This is a genomic window from Ensifer sp. D2-11 (genome assembly GCF_054161295.1).
Genome location: NZ_CP096433.1, coordinates 2645823 through 2664813, shown reverse-complemented (window position 1 = coordinate 2664813; position 18991 = coordinate 2645823). Strand labels below are relative to the sequence as shown.

The 18991-nt window shown below is 63.4% G+C and carries 10 protein-coding genes; 5 read left to right on the top strand and 5 right to left on the bottom strand.

Going from position 1 to position 18991, the window contains the following annotated elements:
- Positions 1 to 145: 145 nt before the first annotated feature.
- From M1D34_RS12840 to M1D34_RS12820, 5 genes are all read left to right on the top strand, one after another.
- Entirely contained in the window at positions 146 to 568 is a 423-nt protein-coding gene (locus tag M1D34_RS12840; protein ID WP_498779319.1) for a hypothetical protein, read from the top strand.
- A gap of 93 nt (positions 569 to 661) precedes the next feature.
- Positions 662 to 3196: a protein translocase subunit SecD gene (gene secD / locus M1D34_RS12835; protein ID WP_013843950.1), complete on the top strand. Its 2535-nt coding sequence runs from the start codon at positions 662 to 664 to the stop codon at positions 3194 to 3196.
- A gap of 548 nt (positions 3197 to 3744) precedes the next feature.
- Positions 3745 to 3963: a hypothetical protein gene (locus M1D34_RS12830; RefSeq protein ID WP_004435856.1), complete on the top strand. Its 219-nt coding sequence runs from the start codon at positions 3745 to 3747 to the stop codon at positions 3961 to 3963.
- Between the two features lie 236 nt (positions 3964 to 4199).
- The gene (locus M1D34_RS12825; protein ID WP_027992657.1) at positions 4200 to 4655 is read left to right on the top strand and encodes an RrF2 family transcriptional regulator; all 456 of its coding nucleotides are present in this window, start codon (positions 4200 to 4202) and stop codon (positions 4653 to 4655) included.
- Between the two features lie 182 nt (positions 4656 to 4837).
- Complete coding sequence (locus M1D34_RS12820; RefSeq protein ID WP_027992658.1) at positions 4838 to 5851, top strand: KpsF/GutQ family sugar-phosphate isomerase; 1014 nt, start codon at positions 4838 to 4840, stop codon at positions 5849 to 5851.
- Here M1D34_RS12820 and M1D34_RS12815 read toward each other — a convergent pair.
- From M1D34_RS12815 to M1D34_RS12795, 5 genes are all read right to left on the bottom strand, one after another.
- On the bottom strand, positions 5821 to 7146 hold the full coding sequence (locus M1D34_RS12815) for a capsule polysaccharide biogenesis protein (protein WP_498779315.1): 1326 nt from the start codon (positions 7144 to 7146) through the stop codon (positions 5821 to 5823). The genes M1D34_RS12820 and M1D34_RS12815 overlap by 31 nt on opposite strands.
- A gap of 23 nt (positions 7147 to 7169) precedes the next feature.
- Complete coding sequence (locus M1D34_RS12810) at positions 7170 to 8786, bottom strand: LTA synthase family protein (protein WP_004435866.1); 1617 nt, start codon at positions 8784 to 8786, stop codon at positions 7170 to 7172.
- Positions 8787 to 8867: 81 nt separating this feature from the next.
- Entirely contained in the window at positions 8868 to 9671 is an 804-nt protein-coding gene (locus M1D34_RS12805; protein ID WP_498779313.1) for an SDR family oxidoreductase, read from the bottom strand.
- A 39-nt stretch (positions 9672 to 9710) separates the two neighbouring features.
- Positions 9711 to 11126 carry an aminotransferase class I/II-fold pyridoxal phosphate-dependent enzyme gene (locus M1D34_RS12800; RefSeq protein WP_027992662.1) on the bottom strand — a complete coding sequence of 472 codons (1416 nt, stop codon included), beginning with the start codon at positions 11124 to 11126 and terminating at the stop codon, positions 9711 to 9713.
- The gene (locus M1D34_RS12795) at positions 11123 to 18631 is read right to left on the bottom strand and encodes a type I polyketide synthase (RefSeq protein ID WP_498779311.1); all 7509 of its coding nucleotides are present in this window, start codon (positions 18629 to 18631) and stop codon (positions 11123 to 11125) included. Before M1D34_RS12795 ends, M1D34_RS12800 begins: the two co-directional genes overlap by 4 nt.
- Positions 18632 to 18991 lie beyond the last annotated feature (360 nt).

Genomic DNA, 18991 nt, shown 5'->3' with positions numbered 1-18991 from the left:
GATTTGACTTTTCCGGCCCGGAGTGATGTTAAGAGCGCACATGCTCGAATCCGGCCACGTTCTTCGTTTAGTTTGGTGCTCGGGCTGAATTCGTCTCGCTTGCGTTCGGTTGACCGGATGCAAAGAGAAAGGGACCGCGTCCTCGATGGACCTCATGGGTGGTGGCAGCAGGAGCATGCACGCCAGCCGGCTTCTCGCCGTGCTGTGGCTGTTCTGCGCCTCTCTTTCCATGCAGGTCATCGCGGTCGGCCAGGGTGCAGCAGGCCGCGCGGCCGGAGCGCCGGCCGGCAATGTCGCTCAACCCGATACAGGTTCCTCCGACCGGCCGCTCGCCCGCCAGATATGCAGGGCGGTTGCACTGCCCGACCTCCGTTTCAGCGGCGAGCGCGCTGACGGCAAGTCGATGCCCGGCGGCGATCCGGCGCCATGCATCCAATTTCAACGCGTGGCGCTCGCTGCGCCCGTGGCTTCTCCTTCTCCATCTCTGCCGCGAGCCGAAATCGCACGCGGCGCGCCGTGCCAGAACGAGTGCATCCGCGCGCCGCCACCGGCGGCAGCCATCGTTTGAGTTCGGCAGGGCTTTCGATCCCGCCTCAGCCATTGATGAAAACCCAGCCCGGACGCTGCCCAAGGCGCGTTCAGGCGTTTATGGAATTCCCACATGCGTACATCCAGATGGGCGGTCCTCGCCTATGTCGCGATCATCATCTTCGGATGCCTTGCGGCGCTGCCGAGCGTTCTGACGCCGGCCATGAGGGAGCAGGTCGCTTCCGTTCTCCCGTTCGAGCCGGTCACGCTCGGCCTCGATCTGAGGGGCGGTTCGCACCTCGTTCTCGAGGTGGACGGGGCGGGGCTGCAGAAGGCTCGCCTCAACTCGCTTCTCGACGATACCCGTCGCGTCCTGCGCGGCGAGCGCGTCTCCGCCTCCTCGGCTCGCATCAGCGGCAACAGCGTGACCGTAAGCATCCCCGATGCCCAGGACCGGGACAAGGTTCTGCCGAAGCTGCAGGAACTGGCGACGCCCGTGAGCACGGTGGGTTTCGCCGCCCCGGCTCCTGAGGTCGAGGTAACGACGGCGGGCGATGTCATCACCCTGGCCATGACCGAGGCGGGTCTTGCCGACCGCATGACCAAGGCGGTCGAGCAGAGCCTGGAAATCATCCGCAACCGCGTCGACCAGGTCGGCGTCGCCGAACCACTGATCCAGCGCATCGGTTCCAACCGCATTCTGGTCCAGCTGCCCGGCCTTCAGGATCCGACACGCCTGCGCGAGCTTCTGGGTTCGACGGCACAGATGAGCTTCCACATGCTCGATCAGAGCGTCGACGTCACACAGCCGGCGCCGCGTGGGGTCGACATTCTGCCGGGCGCCAATGACGGCAACCGCTATCCGGTCGAAAGCCGCGTCGCCATTTCCGGCGAGCGGCTGGACGACGCCAAGGTCGGCTTCGATCAGCGCACCAACCAGCCGGTCGTCGATTTCAGTTTCGACTCGCTCGGTGCCCGCCAGTTCGCCGACATCACCCGCGAAAACGTCGGCCGGCCGTTTGCGATCGTGCTCGACGGCAAGGTGCTGACGGCGCCGGTCATCAACGAGCCCATTCTCGGTGGCCGCGGCCAGATCAGCGGCAGCTTCACGGTCGAGGAGGCGACGGTTCTTTCCGCACTCCTGCGCTCCGGTGCGCTGCCGGCACCGCTGACGATCATCGAAGAGCGCTCGGTCGGCCCGAATCTCGGCAGCGACTCGATTCGCATGGGCCTCTTTACCGGTCTCGCCGGTTTCGGCCTCGTCGTGGTCCTCATGGTCATCCTCTACGGGGCCTGGGGTATGATCGCCAATGTCGGCCTGGTGTTGCACACGATCATGACGATCGGCGTACTCGGTCTGATAGGTTCGACGCTGACCTTGCCCGGTATCGCCGGTATCATTCTCGGCATCGGCATGGCCGTGGACGCGAACATCCTGATCAATGCGCGTATCCGCGAAGAGACCGAGGCGGGCGCCGGCGCGATGAAGGCGCTGGATATCGGCTTCAACAAGGCTTATGCGACGATCATCGACTCCAACGTCACGACGCTTGCGGGCACGGTGCTTCTCTTCTGGTTCGGCAGCGGGCCGGTGAAGGGCTTTGCCGTCACCATGATGCTGGGCATCGGCATTTCGATGTTCACATCGGTTACGGTCGTGCGCCTGCTGATGCGCGAAGTCGTCGTGCGCCGCAAGATGAAGAAGCTGGAAATCCCGTCGCTTTTTGGCAAGGTGCCGCAGCTGCCCACCTTCTCCTTCATGAAGGGCCGGTTCCTCGCGATCGGCTTTTCGGCATTCCTGTCGATCAGCTCCGTCATCCTGTTCTTCACGCCGGGTCTCAATTACGGCATCGATTTCATCGGCGGCATTCAGGTCGAGGCGGTTTCGAAGGAGAAGATCAATCTGCCGACACTGCGTCAAAGCCTCGAGGAGCTCAATCTCGGCGAGGTGGCGCTCCAGGACTTCGGCGGCGGCCAATCGGTGCTGATCCGCGTGCAGCGGCAGCCGGGCGGCGAGCAGGCGCAGACGGTGGCACTGAACAAGGTCAAGGATGCGGTGACGACCGCCATCCCCGGTGCCAGCATGGAGCGGACCGAGGTCGTCGGTCCGACGGTCAGTGGCGAACTGGCGCGATCCGGCTTCCTCGCCGTCGCCCTCGCCATGTTGGCGATCCTGCTCTACATCTGGTTCCGCTTCGAATGGCACTTCGCCGTCGGCGCGATCGCCGTGCTCTTGCTCGACATCACCAAGACCGTCGGGTTCTTTGCACTCACGGGCATCGACTTCAACCTGACGGCGATCGCAGCGCTGCTGACGATGATCGGCTATTCGGTGAACGACAAGGTGGTGGTCTACGACCGCATGCGCGAAAACCTGCGCAAGTACAAGTCGATGCCGTTCTCCGATCTCATCGACATGAGCATCAACCAGGTGATCGCGCGATGCATCTTCACCTCGGCTGCAACGGCGCTTTCCCTTGTGCCGATGGCGATCTGGGGCGGCGAGGCGGTGCAGAGCTTCGCCTGGCCGATGATCTTCGGCGTCATCGTCGCGACGACCTCGTCCATCTATATCGGCGGTCCGATCCTCCTGTTCCTGAGCCGCTGGTGGAAGGAGCGGGAAGCCGCTCGTTCCGCCGGGCAGCAGGCGGAAACGCCGACGGCCTGACGGCCTCGCGCCGTTGACGGATGCGGGCGGAAAACCGTCCGCGCCTTTCCTGATCCCGCCGTGCCGATCCCGGCAAAGGGGCAGCCTCTACGAGGGCTGCCCCTTTTTCGTCGGAAATTCCTGCCTATATTCGACCCGTCCCTTGCACGGCGATTCGGCGCTACCTAGATAGCGAGATAGCCCGGACAGGCGAACGGATTTGCCGACGCGCCAGCTGCGGAAACGAGTAGTGAGAATTATTTTTCGCGTTCGCGTTCCTACAGTTGACGAAATTGGTAGATTATTTTAGTTTGCCACTGTGGGAAGCGGAAGGAGTCCGCTTCGATTTGTTCATGAGCGCCTGGCGTCCTATGCCGGGCCAGCCAAAGGAGAGTGACATGTTCGAATTCTCGACCGCCGCTTTCTGCGGCTCACGTTCCCATTGTCGTGCAACGGTTAAAGGTGTCATTCGTCAACTTCGCCGAATGTGACCGTTCAAACTTACCGAGTTCATCCTTTGCCGAGAATTGAATTATCCGCGCCCGTGGGTGCGGAGGAGCGTTATTTACATGAGCAAGCAAGTTATCGAATATGGTGGTGAAGCCGTCGGAGTCGTCGTTCCCGACCAAGACCGTCTGAAGTTCCTGGCCGTCAAGTATCACGTCTGGGACCTGGACGCGCAACGCTTCCGTTCGGTCGATGAAGCACGCGCGGCCATTGGCCGGCTCCTTTCCGCCCAGGGCGGGCGGAACCTCACCAATCGGACGCCCGGCATTGCCGCCGCGTGACGTACGAACCGTTCCAGGACAAGAAATTCTCTTCCAGGACAAGAAATTCTCTGGGGCGCGTCAGTGATACATTGAAACCCTGACGCGCTCCTGCACTCTTCCATCCTCGGTTACCGATCCTTCTCCGTTGTCGACTATATCAGTGTATTGGCAGCGCATTCTTGTGCTATGCCGGGACAAGACTGTTTCCGAGGTCGGATCCGGCGTTTCTGCGGGATCGGGGAGAATTGACTCGAATGCTGACGAAGAAGGGAAAATACGGACTGAAAGCATTGGTCGACCTGGCACGGCTTCCACCCGGGCAGACTGCCTTCATCACCGAAATCGCACAGCGCAACAACATTCCGAAAAAGTTTCTAGACACTATACTCCTGGAACTGCGCAACGCCGGCGTGTTGCGCTCGAAGAAAGGACCGGGCGGTGGTTATTCCCTGTCGCGACCGGCCTCCGAGATTCGCATCGGCCATGTCATAAGGACGCTCGACGGCCCGCTGGCGCCGATACGCTGCGCCAGCCGCACAGCTTATGAAATGTGCGACGACTGCACCGATCCGGAGACCTGCCGGGTGCGCATCTCGATGACATCGGTGCGTGACGCGATGTCCTCCATCCTCGATTCGATGACGCTCGCCGAATTTGCCGCCGGCGGGTTCCTTCCTCCGGAGACCTCGGTCGAAAAGCGCGCCGGCTGAGCATGACGGTTCGAAACGTCGCCGGGTTGGTATAAATGGCCGCCGAAAGGCTTGGTTTGTCCATGAAAAGAGCCTATCTGGCGTCTATCTTGCTGCGGCCCGCTGACGAGGCCGTTTTTTGGCTACGCACTTCCGGCGGAAAACCGTGACGCAGTTTTCCGGAAGTGCCCTAAAGGGGGTCGATGATGGGTGTGAGACACGCGACGGCGGATGCGCATGCCGGTGGCACCGTGCTGGAGTCGATCGGCAGGACGCTGACGACGGCGACGAACGGCATCAAGGCCCTTGCAGACCATCTGACCAGTGACCAGGCCTTCGCGGGCGCCCTCGTCGATGCGGTCGAACTGATGGGCGACGGCGACGGCCGCGTCGTCGTTTCCGGGGTCGGCAAGAGCGGGCATATCGGCCGCAAGATTGCAGCCACCCTCGCATCGACCGGCACCTCGGCCTATTTCGTCCATCCGACCGAGGCAAGCCACGGCGACCTCGGCATGATCACCGCTCAGGATGCGCTGGTGCTGCTCTCCTGGTCGGGCGAAACGGCGGAACTCGCCAACATGCTGACCTACGCCAAGCGTTTCAAGGTGCCGATCGTCTCGATCTGCTCCAACCGCGAGAGCACGCTCGCACGGAATTCCGAGATAGCGCTCGTGCTGCCGAAGGTGCCGGAGGCCTGTCCGCACGGCCTGGCGCCGACGACCTCGGCCATGCTGCAGCTTGCCGTCGGCGATGCTCTGGCGATCGCGCTCCTGGAGCGGCGCGGCTTCTCGGCCGAGGATTTCAAGACCTTCCATCCGGGCGGCAAGCTGGGCGCGCAGCTGCGGCTGGTTCAGGAGCTGGCGCATGGCACCGGACAGATGCCGTTACTCTCCGTCGGCCGTCCGATGAGCGAGGCGGTCATCGAAATGTCGGCCAAGGGCTTCGGCGTCGTCGGCATAACAGATGAAAGCGGCAAGCTGATCGGCGTCATCACCGACGGCGACCTGCGCCGTCACATGGCGGGCGACCTGTTGGCACAACCGGTCCAGGAGGTGATGTCGCGCAACCCGCGGGTGATCAAGGGTGACGTCCTTGCCAGCGCCGCCATGGAATTCATGCAGGACCACAAGGTCACCGTGCTGTTCCTCGTCGACGAGGCGGGCGCACCGGTGGGCATCCTGCACATTCACGATCTGCTGCGCGCCGGCGTCGCCTGATCTTCGCTGAGTTTCACCGGCTTTTGCCGGGGCGGCGGGTCGACGAAGGCGCCCGGTTCATTGACGTCGTTGCGGTGCAGCCGCTCGGCGATCGCCTTGGCGCCGGCATCCGTACCCGCACGGGAATAGAAGTTCCCGCGCACCTGGATCGAAGCGGCCATCAGCCTGAACATTGCCCCGCTCAGCACCGGATCCGGGGCCTCGGGCGCCGTCCAGAACGCGTCGAGCGGCTGCTGGTCGGTGAGACCGGCAATGTCGAAGACGGCCTTTCCCAGGACCTTCACGGGCTTGCCCTGCTTCAGAGCATGCAGTCCGGCGGTCGAGTTGACCGTTACCATTCCCCAACTGTGCTCCGTGAGCGAATCGAGATTGCCGCCGTCGAGATAGAGGACCCTGTCGCCGACACCGAGTGAGGCGGCCTTGTCCGCGACGATCCTGCGCCAGGAGATCAGGCTGTTGTCGAGCGGGTGCACCTTGACGGTGAGCCTGGTTCCTGCCGGCGCACGGCGCGCGAAAGAGGCAAGGATGCCGTCGATCGCTTCCCGCTGGCTGCCGAAGGGTGAATGCGCACGCAATTGATAGTCCGTTTCAAGTTGAAGCGGATAGACGAAGTACGGCGCATTTTTCGCCGAAAGCGAGCGGATCAACGCATCCGCGCGCCGCTGCTCGCGTTTGCCGGCCGCCAGCCGCCGGATCCACCCGGCATATTCGGCGAGCGGATGAAAGATGCCGTGCCGGCGGTAGCCGGGAAAGAGGAAGCAGAAAAACACGTTCGGCAGGTTGTAGAGGAGGTCGTATGCCGCCTCCGCAAGAAAGCTCTGCCGGTAGAGCCGTTGCCAGTCGGGCTCGGGCAGTCCCGTTGCCGCTCGCAGGATTTGCGCGGGATCGACCGGAAAGTGCGAGTTGGACGACATGCCGCCGCGCTCGAGCGTCAACCAGTCCGGCCTGAGATAGCCCATTTCGACCACAAAGACTCGGACGCCGGCTTTTCGCGCGGCAGCTGTGGCGATCCGGTGATAGGGGCGCTCTTCGCCGAGCAGGACGAGGTCGGTGACGGCGTGACGGCGGATGAAGGCCTCCACATAGGCCGGCCACCGCGCCAACGAGCCACGGTAGTTATGGCCGCCCCGGCGCCGCCAGAATATCTGGTCGCCGGGATTGAGGTTGATGCGCAGACAGCAATGGCCCAGCACTTCGAGATGCCCGGCGACCTTGGCGAAGACCGGCGACGCCGGTCCCTGCAAGAACAGGAAGGTTCTTGGCGCCGCGGGATCTATGGTCGTATCTGCTGTCATCGGGCGGATTCCGGAAGACGCTGCTATTGCAGCGCGTCCTTGTGCAGATTGGCGTGCTTCAGCATGGAGCCGAGCAGGTTCCAAGGATCCTCGTCCTTCGCTCGCTTCGGGCTGTGGGCCGCAGCGCGCGCCTTGGCGAGCGGCACGATGAAATAATCCGTGCGGGGATCCGGGAAGGGATCCGCGAAAGATTTCAGAAGGGGCGCGTGGTCGCCGTAAAAGACGAACCAGACCGGCCGGTCGAGCTTGTTGAGGCCGTCGATCAGCTGCTTCAACGCAGCGTCAGACTGCTCGAGGATGGCCAGGTAGATATCGACGGGATTGGTGAGCGTACCGACGCGCCCCGGTTCCCAGGGGCCGTGATTTGCCATCGAGGCGACGAAGAAAAAGCCGCTCTCCTCTTCCGGCAGCTTCTCGACTTCGGCGAGCACGCGGGCTGCCAGCGTGGCGTCGGAGACATAAAGCCCGTCCCGCTCCGGTTTATGGTCGAAGGCATCGAGCATGGTAAGCTTCTCGAAGCCGAGCAGGGGCATCGCCTTGTGCCGCAGAAAGAACGTCCGGTCATAGGGATGAATGAAATGCGTGCGCCAGCCGGCGCGCTTGAGCTTTCCGGGCCAGACGATATCGGCATAGTGCGCGGCACGGAGATAAGGATAGCTGGCATCGACGTGGATGTCGTCGGGCACAAGGCCGCTCAGGACGGCAAATTCGGTGCGCAGCGTGTAGCCGCCCTCGAAGACATTGCTCAAGCGCCCCCATTGCACCGCCTGCTTGCGCAACCGGTCGACCGTCGGAAGCTTGATCGAATCGACACCGAAATGCCGCATGTCGATGAAGGACTCCGACTGCCATACGATGATCAGCGGGGCCTCCTCGTGGCCGATGAGGTCGTGCACCGCGGCGCGCAGTATTTCCGACAATTCGGCGACGATCTTGTCGCGCTTGACGCCGAGCCAGATGATGAAATGGAAGACGACGGAAGCGAAGGTACCGAAACGCACCGTGTTCATCTTGACGTTGATCGCCTTCACCAGTCTCTGCACGAGAGCGGCCGTCGGGCGGTTCACGGGCCCGTAAAACAACAGGCCCCAGGGTCCGGCGGCGATCCCCACCATCACCAGAACCCAGAAGAGCCTGCTTCTTTCGGGCAGGATCGTCGGCTCGAAATACATGTAAAGTGCCGATACGCCAAACACGTAAAGGAAGGCGACGATCCAGAAGACGATGTTCAGCGAACTCGCATAGAAGATCGTCTTGTACTTGAAGACATCCGCGACCAGGGCGATATCGGAAAAGACCAGCGGCTCACGGATGAACTTGAACTTCGCGCGGGAAATGCCGGTGAAAATGATGAAGAAACTCATCGTGCCGGCGGCGGCATAGAGGGGCCGCCACGAGATCGCGAAGAAGCCGGCAAAGACGAGCGCGATGACCGGCAGCCGGGCGAGATGGTCGATCCTGTCCCGATTGCGCCCGTATTTCGGTGCGTTCTTCCTGCGTTCGCGCGCCGGAAGGGCGAACCGGTCCGTATAGAAGATCACCGCGCAGGACAGCAGGTAGCACCCGAGGGTCAAGGCTATCGGGTAGTCATGCAGGTTGAAGGGAATGAGCGCCAAGCCGATACCTTTGAGCCATTTCACCGTCGCCGCCTCGGCAGAAGGCTTCTCCCGACACTTAAAGCCTAATATTGGCTGGCACAAGCATGGCCGCGGGCGCCGCCGTCACAGTCCACTGTTGCGCGCGATCGCCCGGTCGAACCACCAATTGAGGAAAGGCCTGACCGCCGGCCCGAAGCGGCCGAGAAGATACAAGGCCGCGCCAAAATAAATCTCGAAGCGCCGCCGGTCGATGCCCTTGACGATCTTTCGCGCGACCGCCTCGGCCGTCCATGGACGGACGGTTCCCATGATTACGCTTGCCTCCACTGGCCGGGCGGCAAGCTCCCTCTTGAATTGCGGCGTCTCCGTATCGGGTGGAAAGCAGATCGAAATGCCGACATTGTGGGCGCGCGCTTCGCTGCGCAGCGCCTGGGCGAAGCCGTTAAGCGCGAACTTCGAGGCGCAGTAGGCGGTATATCCGTAGATGCCGATCAGGCCGGCACCCGAAGAAACCATCAGAATATGGCCGCGGCGCCTGTTCTTCATGTCCGGATAAACTGCGCGCACGGCATGCACCGTGCCCGAAAAGTTCGTTTCCATCTGCCGGTGGAAGGCCGCGCCCTGCATCGCTTCGAATGGCGCCGGTTCGACGACGCCTGCCGAGGTCACGAGAACGTCGCAGGGTCCGAACGCATCCACACAGCGGAAGACGGCGGCCTCGATCTCCTCTCCTTTGGAGACATCGGCGGCCTCTATGCGGACCGCTCCGGCCTCGAGACCGTGTTCGGCTACCAGCTTCTGTGCTGCCTTCTCCAGAAGATCGCGCGAGCGTGCGACAAGAGAGAGCCGCGCTCCCCGGGCCGCGTAGATCGAGGCGACCGCGAGGCCAATTCCGCTCGAGCCGCCGGTGATGATCACATGTGTCATGGACGAACCCGTTGGCGGCCCGCCTGCGGCGGCTGGTGGTCAGCGCGCCGAGAGCGCACTCAGCATCTTCTCGATATCGACGCCGCCGAGGCCGAAATTGCGGTCGGTGAGATCCTTCAGGCGTTCAGCCGTCAATGTGACGGTGCGGCGGATCTGTTCCTCGGTGTGGTCGCAGGTGATGAAGAAGCGCAAGCGCGCCTGTCCTTCCGGCACCGCCGGGTGGATGATCGGCAGGACGTTGACGCCGGCGGCGAGCAGGTCGTTCGAAAGCTGGACGGCGCGCAGCGAATCCCCGACGATGACAGGCACGACCGAAAAGCCGCCGCTCAGCCCGGTATCGAGGCCGGCCTCCTTGGCAAGCTTCAGGAACAGGCTGCCGTTGCGTCTCACCGCCGCCGTGCGTTCCGGTTCGCTTGCCAGGATGTCGAGGCTGGCGACCGCGGATGCGGCAAGCACGGGCGCGAGGCCGACGCTATAGACGAAGCCGCCGGCAGATGCCTTCAGCACGGCCGCCAGGGCGGCGCTTCCTGCTATGTAGCCGCCGCAGCTCGACGTCGTCTTCGACAATGTTCCCATCCAGATGTCGACTTCGTGCGGATCGGCCCCGAAATGTTCGGCAAGGCCCCTGCCGTGCCGGCCGAGGACCCCGAGCGAATGCGCCTCGTCGACCATCAGCCAGAAGCCGTATTCGGCCCTGAGCTTCAGAAGCGCCGGCAGATTGGCGACGTCGCCGTCCATGGAGTAGATGCCCTCGACGATCACGAGGATGCGCCGGTAGTCACCGGCGACGGTGCGCAGGACATGCTCGAGATCCGCGGTCTCGTTGTGCTTGAAGAAGCGGCGTGTCGCGCCTGAAAGCTTGATCCCGGCCAGCGCGCTGTTGTGGATGAACTCGTCGTGGATGACGAGGTCCTTCGGCCCCATCAGGCAGCTGATCGCGGCGACATTCGTCAGGTAGCCGCTTACGAAACAGACGGCGGCATCAACGCCGTAGAATTGCGCGATCTTTTCTTCCAGCTCCACATGCTGCGGCCGTTCGCCGGCAACGAGGCGGCTCGCCGACGCGGAAATCCCGAAGCCGGCGATCGTCTCGCGCGCCCGCTCGAGGACGTGAGCATGCCGGTTGAGCCCGAGATAGTCATAGGAGGCGAAGTTGATCAGCTTGCGGCCATCGATCATCGTCGTCGCACCGGCTGCCGTCTGATGCGGCCGGTAGAACGGGTTGGCGATGCCGAGCTGCTCGCTGGCGATCTTCTGCGTAAGGACCTGCTTATACTCGGGCAAATCCTCGAAACGCGCCTGCTGGCGACGCGGAGCCGGCGGCAACTCCCGCTCCGAGCGCGCCATCCGGTTGCGCTCGGACGATTGATGCGTGTTCCGCATCCTGTCCAACAGGCTCTCCTTGAGACTGCTGTTCATTTTCGGGAAGGTCTGGCCGTTTCCGTCGTTGCTCATTGACTCAGTGCTTTTTCCTTGTCCGCTCCGACATGACGCTGCGTGAGTTCTGTTACAAGCTTGTCGTCACCGGCCTCGTTCTCGTTGCCCTGGTCACGCTTGCTTACCTTTTCATGGAGCTTGCGCGCGATGTCGCCGACCGTGGTATTGTCCGCGACGCCGCTCAAAGGCATGTCGAAGCCGGTGTTCTGCTGGAAACTCATGCCGAGTTCAACGGCCATGAGGCTGTCGAGGCCGATCTCCTTCAATATCTTTCCGCGAGTGACCGTATCCTTCGAGACGCGAAGGATGGCAGCGATCTCGCCGGCCACCAGATCGAAGAGGATGTCCTCGGCCTCCTGCGGCGATTTGCCTTCGATCATGGCGACGAGATCCATCGTCGTGCCCTCGGCGCCTGCGGCATGCTGATCGGCGCTGCGCAGGATCACCTCGAAGAGCGCGTTGCGGGCGACCGGCAGGTTCCGCGCAGCCGTCCAGTCGATCTCCGAAATCATCACGACGGCCGCGTCGACCGCGCCCGGATCCGCGGCGACGTGGTTTTCCACCATGTCGAGCGCCACCTGGGCCTTCAGCGCCGTTTTGCCGATGCGCTTGGCGAGCAGGTCGTTGACATCGGCGTTCTGCGTCAGGTAGCCGGCATCGGCAATCGCGCCGAAGCCGATGGCGAGCCCTGCCAGGCCCTCCTGGCGCCGTGCACGGGCAAGGCCTTCGAGATAGCCGTTGGCGGCGACATAGTTCGCCTGGCCGGGGTTGCCGACCAGCGTCGTGGCCGAGGAGAACAGGATGAAGTTGTCGAGCCTGTCACCACGGGTAAGGCGATCGAGAATTGCCGCGCCCTTGGCTTTCGTTTCGATGACCGGCCGGTTGCGTTCGCGGCTCAGATTGCTGATCAGCGCATCGTCGAGCACCATCGCCGCGTGAACGACGGAGCGAAGCGGTGCTTCCGAACGAAGCGTCGCCAGAAGCGTCTCCACGGCCGCGGCATCCGTGATGTCGCAAGCATGGACCGAAGCCGCAACGCCGCCATTCTGCCAGCGCTCGATCATCGCGCGCGTCTCCGCATCCGGCTGGCCTCGGCGGGAGCAAAGCGCAATACGGCGTGCGCCTTTCTCGACGAGCCAGTTGGCGGCGACGAGGCCGAAGCCACCGATGCCGCCGACGACGAGATGGACGCCGTCCGGGTCGACCTTCATGCCCCTCACAGCCTTCGCCGTCACCTCGTGCCTGCCGGCAACGGGCGGCAGCACCACGATCTTGCCGATATGCCCGGCATTCTGCATCAGCCGGAAGGCATTGCCGATTTCATCGTAATCGAAGGCGCGATAGGGAAGCGGCGTGAGCTTGCCTTCCTCGAAGAGCGCTCCGATCTCCATGAAGATGCGCCTGGTCAGATCCGGCGCATTCACCAGCAACTGATCGGCGTCGATGCCGAAATAGCTGACATTGCGGCGGAACGGCCTGAGCCCGATCTTGCTGTCGGCGTAATAGTCGCGCTTGCCGAGTTCCAGGAACCGGCCAAAGGGTTTCACCAGCGAGAGGCTCTGCTCCATCGCTTCGGCGAAAAGCGAATTGAGCACGAGGTCGACGCCTTCCCCGCCGGTGACCGAACGGACATCCTCGACGAAGCCGAGCGAACGCGAATCGAAGACATGATCGGCGCCGAGCATCGTCAGGAAGCGCCGCTTTTCGCGCGTTCCCGCCGTGGCGATGACCTTGGCGCCCTTGAGCTTTGCGACCTGGAGCGCGGCAAGGCCGACGCCGCCGGCAGCACCGTGGATCAAAATCGTCTCTCCAGCCTGAATGCGGCCGAGCTCGACAATGGCGTAGTAGGCGGTAAGGAAGGCGACCGGCAATGTGGCCGCGGCCACCGGGCTCAACGCTCGCGGCAGCTTGGCGATGCCGGCGCGCGCGACGACCGCATGGGTCGAGAAGGCGGCGGCGGCGATCGCCATCACCGCATCGCCGACCGCGAGATCGTCGATCTCTTCGCCGACCGCGACCACGTGGCCGGACAGTTCCATGCCGATGGTTGCCCCGGCGAAGCCGTCTTCCAACGCCTCTTCCGGCAACAGGCCCATGGCCCACATCACGTCGCGGAAATTCAAGCCGGTTGCCGCGACGGCGACGACGACCTCGTTGGGGCCCGGCTCCGGTACGCTCGCCTCTTCCCAGGCGATGCTTGCAACCTGCGAGCTGACGCGCTGGCGAATGGTCGCGGCCGCGAAGGCGTTGGTTTTCCCGTCAGCCTTGTTCGTTGCGCCGGGTACGGCCCGAAGCTCCGACAGCAGGCCCGTCTTCCGGTCGAGCAGCCATTCCCGGTTCTGTCCCGAAACCGTCAGCAGGGGAAGCGCTGCGGCAAGCATATCCTTGCGGCCGATGTCGGCATCACCGGCAAGATCGAGCGTGTGAATGTCGATGAACTCATATTCGTTCTGAAGGACGCGGGCGAAGGCCCACAATCCGGAATTCAGCCCGGAGCTTGCCGAGGCTGACAAGGGAGCGCCGCCCGGGGCCACGAGCACAAGGCGCGGCCGGTCGTCGCCCTCCGGCTCGACGCCGGCGAGATGCTGTTTCAATGCCTCGGCAAAGGCGCTGAGCGCCAATACACGCGTCTGCAGCAGGGCCGAACCGTCGCCGACGGCGCGTTCCGCCTCGGACATGAAAACCGCGCGCAACGGTCTGTCGCCCATGGCTTCGAGGGCTGCGCGGAGCGTCGCCATGTCTGCGGCAAGGTCGCCTGTCACACGGACGGGAGCGGCACTCCTTCCACCGGCTGCGACCGGTTTCTGGGCAGTGGCAGGCTCGATCAGCAGATATGGTGTCGTGGTTTCGCCCGGCTCGGCGCCTGCGCCCGCCGCCGCTGTGCCCCGGGCCTCGATCAGGATGGTGTTCCCATGCGGGCATTCGCGATCCGTCACGACCACGTCGCCGAGGTCGAGATCTGCGAGACACTTCTGCCAATGGGGTACGGCCGCGATCCTGCCGATCGGGAATTCTGCCGTCTGGCTGCGCTCGAACCATCCGCCCGAGAGACCCAGGGCGAAATCGGCGAAGATCGACGGCGCGCTGACGGCCGCGACGAACCCGCTTCCGGCGGGCATGGAGCGAAGGGCCGTGCGGACGCCGCTCTCCTCTTCGATCAGCTGGTAGAGATTGTCCGAAGCACTGACGGCGAGGTCGAACGGGCCGATATCGGCGAATTCGCTCTTCTTCAGAACGCGCACATGCGCATCCTCCTCGAAGGCGATTTCCAGATTCCGTTGTGCATTGTCGCGCGGCTCGAAAATGGAAAGTGCTGCACCATTGCGCGCTGCCAGATCGGCCAGCCGGCGGCTGAAGCCGGCGGAGACGCTGCCGAGTTCGATGAGCCGCAGGCGGGCGCCTGCCGGCTGCGCAGCGAGAACTTGTTCGACCGTATGAAGCACCTGGTCCATGCGCGACCGGCTCGCCACGGAATGCACGGCCTGATGGTCGAGCGTCGCTTCGCTGATGAAACCGGCATTGAACGAAGCCGCGTCGTCGCCTGCACGCACCGGCCCAAGCAGCGCGTTGAGACGGCTGAGTGCTTCCGCATAGGCGTTGTTGACGAGCACCGCTTCCACCGCACGATCGGGGCGGTCGCCATAGAGCTCGCCAAGGATCTCCGGAACGGTCGGAAGCGAGAACTCCCGTGCGACCTTCCAGTTGCCGTTCTGGTGCTCGCAAAGGCCGGCATCCTCGAGCGTCAGCAGGCAGCTCGTCAGGAAGCACTGGAACGCGAAGTCCCCGGGCAGCGCGTCGCCTCGCACTGTGGCGGTCCCCCTGCCGAGCTTCAGGGCAATTTCCTGGCAGGCGCGGTAGATGGCGGCGTTGAAGAGCAGGGTCGCGTTGTCGACGCCATTGTCATCGATCGGCTCGGCCAGCGTCGCAGGCATGGCCGTCGCAACTTTCGTGCCGGGCATGACCACGTCGGACAGAACTGCCTCATAGTGGAAGGAAAGGCCTTCAAGCGTCTTGTGCTTGCGCAGATAGGTACGGCGGAAGCGGCAATCCTCGAAGTGTGCGATCGCGACGCCGGTCTCGTCGAAGAAATGGAACCGTGCCTTGATCGAGTTGGCGCTGACCCGCTCGATCTCGATCGTCGCGCGGGCGATCGGCCGGCCGGCATTGACGACGCGCACGGAGCCGAAACGGACAGGAATATAGGGTGCGCCGCCCTTGTCGCCGGTGAAGCGGTCGAAGAGTGCGACCAGGCCGTGGAAGGTCGCGTCGACCGAGATCGGATGAAGGGCGTAGGTGACGTGGGGGTGCCCCGATGCCTGGGGGTGCTTCAACTCGACGTCGATAAGCCGGTCGCCATAGGCCACGGCTTTGGAGAGAAGCTGGAATTGCGGGCCGTAGTCCAGCCCGAACTGCTTCGCCGTTTCATAGGCCTTGGCCGCCGTCACGGTCGCCGTCTTCGCCAAGCCTTTGGTGGACGGACAGTCGTTGCTCGTCGCCGGTAAGGGCTTGCGGCTTCGCGCGACGGCATGCACCGTCCAATCGTCTTCCGAGAGACGTTCGCGCGACCGGATCTCGATGTCGCCGGTCTCCGGCGACAGGATGGTCGAGAGTTCCATGATACGGCTGTCGCTCAGTTCGAGCGGGCGGACGATCTCCAGATTGGTGATCTCGACCTCGTCGCTGCCGTGATATTGCTGGGCGGCGGAAACGGCGATTTCGATGAAACCGCTGCCCGGGAGGATCGCCTTGCCGTCGACCACGTGTTCGGCGAGATCAGGGAAGAGATGCGCGTCGACGTGGTTTTTCCAGCTTCCCGCATTGGGGTCGCCGCGCCAGCCGTTGAGCCGATAGGGCTTTGCGGAACGTCCGAAGAGATCCGTCGCATCGGTCGTGGCCGCCGGCCGCAGTTCCACCGGCTCGAAGGGCAGTGCGGGGAGTTCGATGAATGCGTCCCGCTTGCCATAGACACGCGACCGGTCGACGGCGGCACCGTGGGCGACTGCGCGCGCCATCGACGCGGAGATCGGATCGTGGCCGTTCGCGCCGGCGTCGCGCAGCAATGTCGCCACCACCGAAGCCGGCACTGCCGCCTGCTTGATCGTCTCCTTGACATAGGAGCCAAGGATCGGACGCGGCGAGATCTCGATGAACAGCATGCAGCCGAGATCGAGCGCGGCCTCGGCAGCGGCCTGGAAACGCACGGGCTCGCGAACGTTCTTCCACCAGTAGTCGGGATCGAGAGCAGTCCCGTCGAGCGCGGCACCCGTGACGGTCGACAGATAGGCCAGCTCCGTCCGGCGGGGGGCGATATCAGGGATATCGGAGAGGAACGCCTCTTTCGCCCGGTCGATGATCGGATGGTGGAACGGATAATTGATGTCGAGGATCTGAACCGGGATTTTCGCCTTGCGCGCAGCGTCGCGGAACGCCGAAATCTCGTTCGCCGGGCCGGAAATCGTCACCGAATTGTGAGCGTTGATTGCTGCGACGCAGACATCGTCGAGACCGCGCTCCGCCGCGAAAGCCTTGGCTGCCTCCTCGCCCAGCATAACGGCCGCCATCGTGCCCTGGCCGGCCAGAAGGTCCTGGTGCAGCGATCGTTTGGCGACGATCGACACGGCGTCGACGAGCGACAGCGCCCCCGCTGCATAAGCCGCGGCGATTTCGCCGACCGAATGACCGAAGACGGCGGTCGGCTTGATGCCCATGGCCACGAGCGAGTCGGAGAGCGCGGCCTGTATCGCGAAAAGCAGCGGCTGGGCCACCTTCGTATCCGCGAGCTTCCTGTCGAGTTCGGGGTCGGTCAGGAGATCGGTGAGGACGATATCCGAATGGAACCTGAAAAGGGCGCTGACCGAAGTGAACGACTGACGGAAGTGCAGATTCTCGCGGAACGCCTCGACACCCATGCCGGCCCATTGCGAGCCGTTGCCGGAGAAGACGAAGGCGACCTTTGCTTCTTTCGCGGCCGCTTCGCCCGTCTCCCCGATATCGGAGCCAGGCTTTTCCAGGTGGTTGGCAATCGCCCGGACGATATCTTCGGGATGATCGCTGCGTGCCGCGAACCGATGGCGCATATGCGTCCGATTGGCGCCGGAGGCGGCGACGATCGCGCGCGTCTCTTCCTTCGTCGCGCCCGCAAAGGCGGCCTTATAGTCTCTGAGCAGGTTTTCGAGGCTCGACGCGGTATGGGCGCTTGCCAGAAACACGTGGCCCGCCGGCGAGGTCGCAGCCTTTTCCGCCTGTGCCGGATCCGGATCGCTGATGACGACATGGGCGTTGGCGCCGCCGAAGCCGAAGGAATTGATGCCGGCGAGCCGCGCCCGCTTGCCCTTCAGAAGCTCGATCGGATTGGCGGTCACACGGACATTGAGGCCGTCGAAGTCGATCTGCTCGTTCGGCGTCTCGAAATGCAGCGAGGCCGGCAGATAATTGTTCTCCAGAGCCAGAACCGCCTTCATCATCCCGAACAGGCCGGAGGCCGGCTCGGTATGGCCGATATTGGACTTTATCGAGCCGATCGGCACCGGAGCCCGGCGCTTCGCGCCGATCACCGTGCCTATGGACCATACCTCCGCCGGGTCGCCGACCTTCGTGCCGGTACCATGGCCTTCTACGAAGGCAACCTGATTGGCGTCGATGCCGTTGCCTTCGTAGATCATCCTCAGCAGATTGGCCTGCGCCTCGCGCGAGGGCAGCGAGATGCCGTTGGTGCGGCCGGCCGAATTGACACCGGAGGCGACGATCCGGGCATAGCTCCGGTCGCGCTCGCGTTGCGCCCGGTCCGTGCGGCGCAGGACGAAGACGACGCCGCCCTCGGCGCGAACATAGCCGGCGCCGTCATTGTCATAGGCGCGGCAGAGCCCTTCGGGCGAGAGCATGCGCGCCTGGGCGAAGCCGACGAAGGGAAGCGGGTGGGCGAGGATATTGACGCCGCCGACGATGGCCGTGTCGATCTCTCCGGCGTTCAGCGCCCGCATCGCCTGATCGAGGGCTACGAGCGAAGAGGAACAGGCCGTGTCGACGGTCATGCTCGGACCGCTCAGGCCGAAGACGTGGGAAATACGGTTGGAGACGATCGACAGCGTGTTGCCCGTCATGAAGTAGGGCCCGGCGGCAGCCGGATCGTCGACCGTCAGATTGGCGTGGTCGAGGCTGGAGGCGCCGACATAGACGCCGACATTTTCACCGTGCAGCGACGCCACGGAAATATTGGCGTCCTCGAGCGCTCGCCAGGCGAGCTGCAACAGAACCCGCTGCTGCGGGTCCATATACATGGCCTCGCGCTGCGACATCCCGAAAACGGCGGGATCGAAATCGTAGATATGGTCGAGAACGCCGGCGGCAAACGAATAGGTCTTGCCGGGCGTGCCCATGACCGGGTGCCAGAAACGCGCAAGGTCCCAGCGGTCCGAAGGGACGCGGGTCACGGTGCACTTGCCCTGACGAAGGATTTTGAACAGCGCCTGCGGAGATTTCGCTCCCGGGGCAAGGCATGCACGCCCTATGATTTCAACCGTCATGTAAGATCGAACGCTCTGAACTGCCGTTAAAATTGTCTTAGCCCATTGCAAGGTCTAACGTAAATTGCAATCGGCGACATTCCTGCTCTGCGGGTATCCCCGGTTTTATCCCCTGCGCTGTATTAGTGAGCTTTTAACTCATAGTGCCTAGCTTTCAACCCCGAAGGGCTAGATATACGTCTCCTGCGATCCATCCAATACAATTACGGCGACGGTTCGTAACCAATATCGAGGCGGTATGGCCGGAAGAGCGCAGTCTCGATTATTTTGCCGGCTGTCGCGGCGAGGTGGCTTGTTGTGGGACGGCCTTTGTGCTTTTCAGAGATCGGCGGATTCCCTGCCGGGAAAATGCGGCGCAGA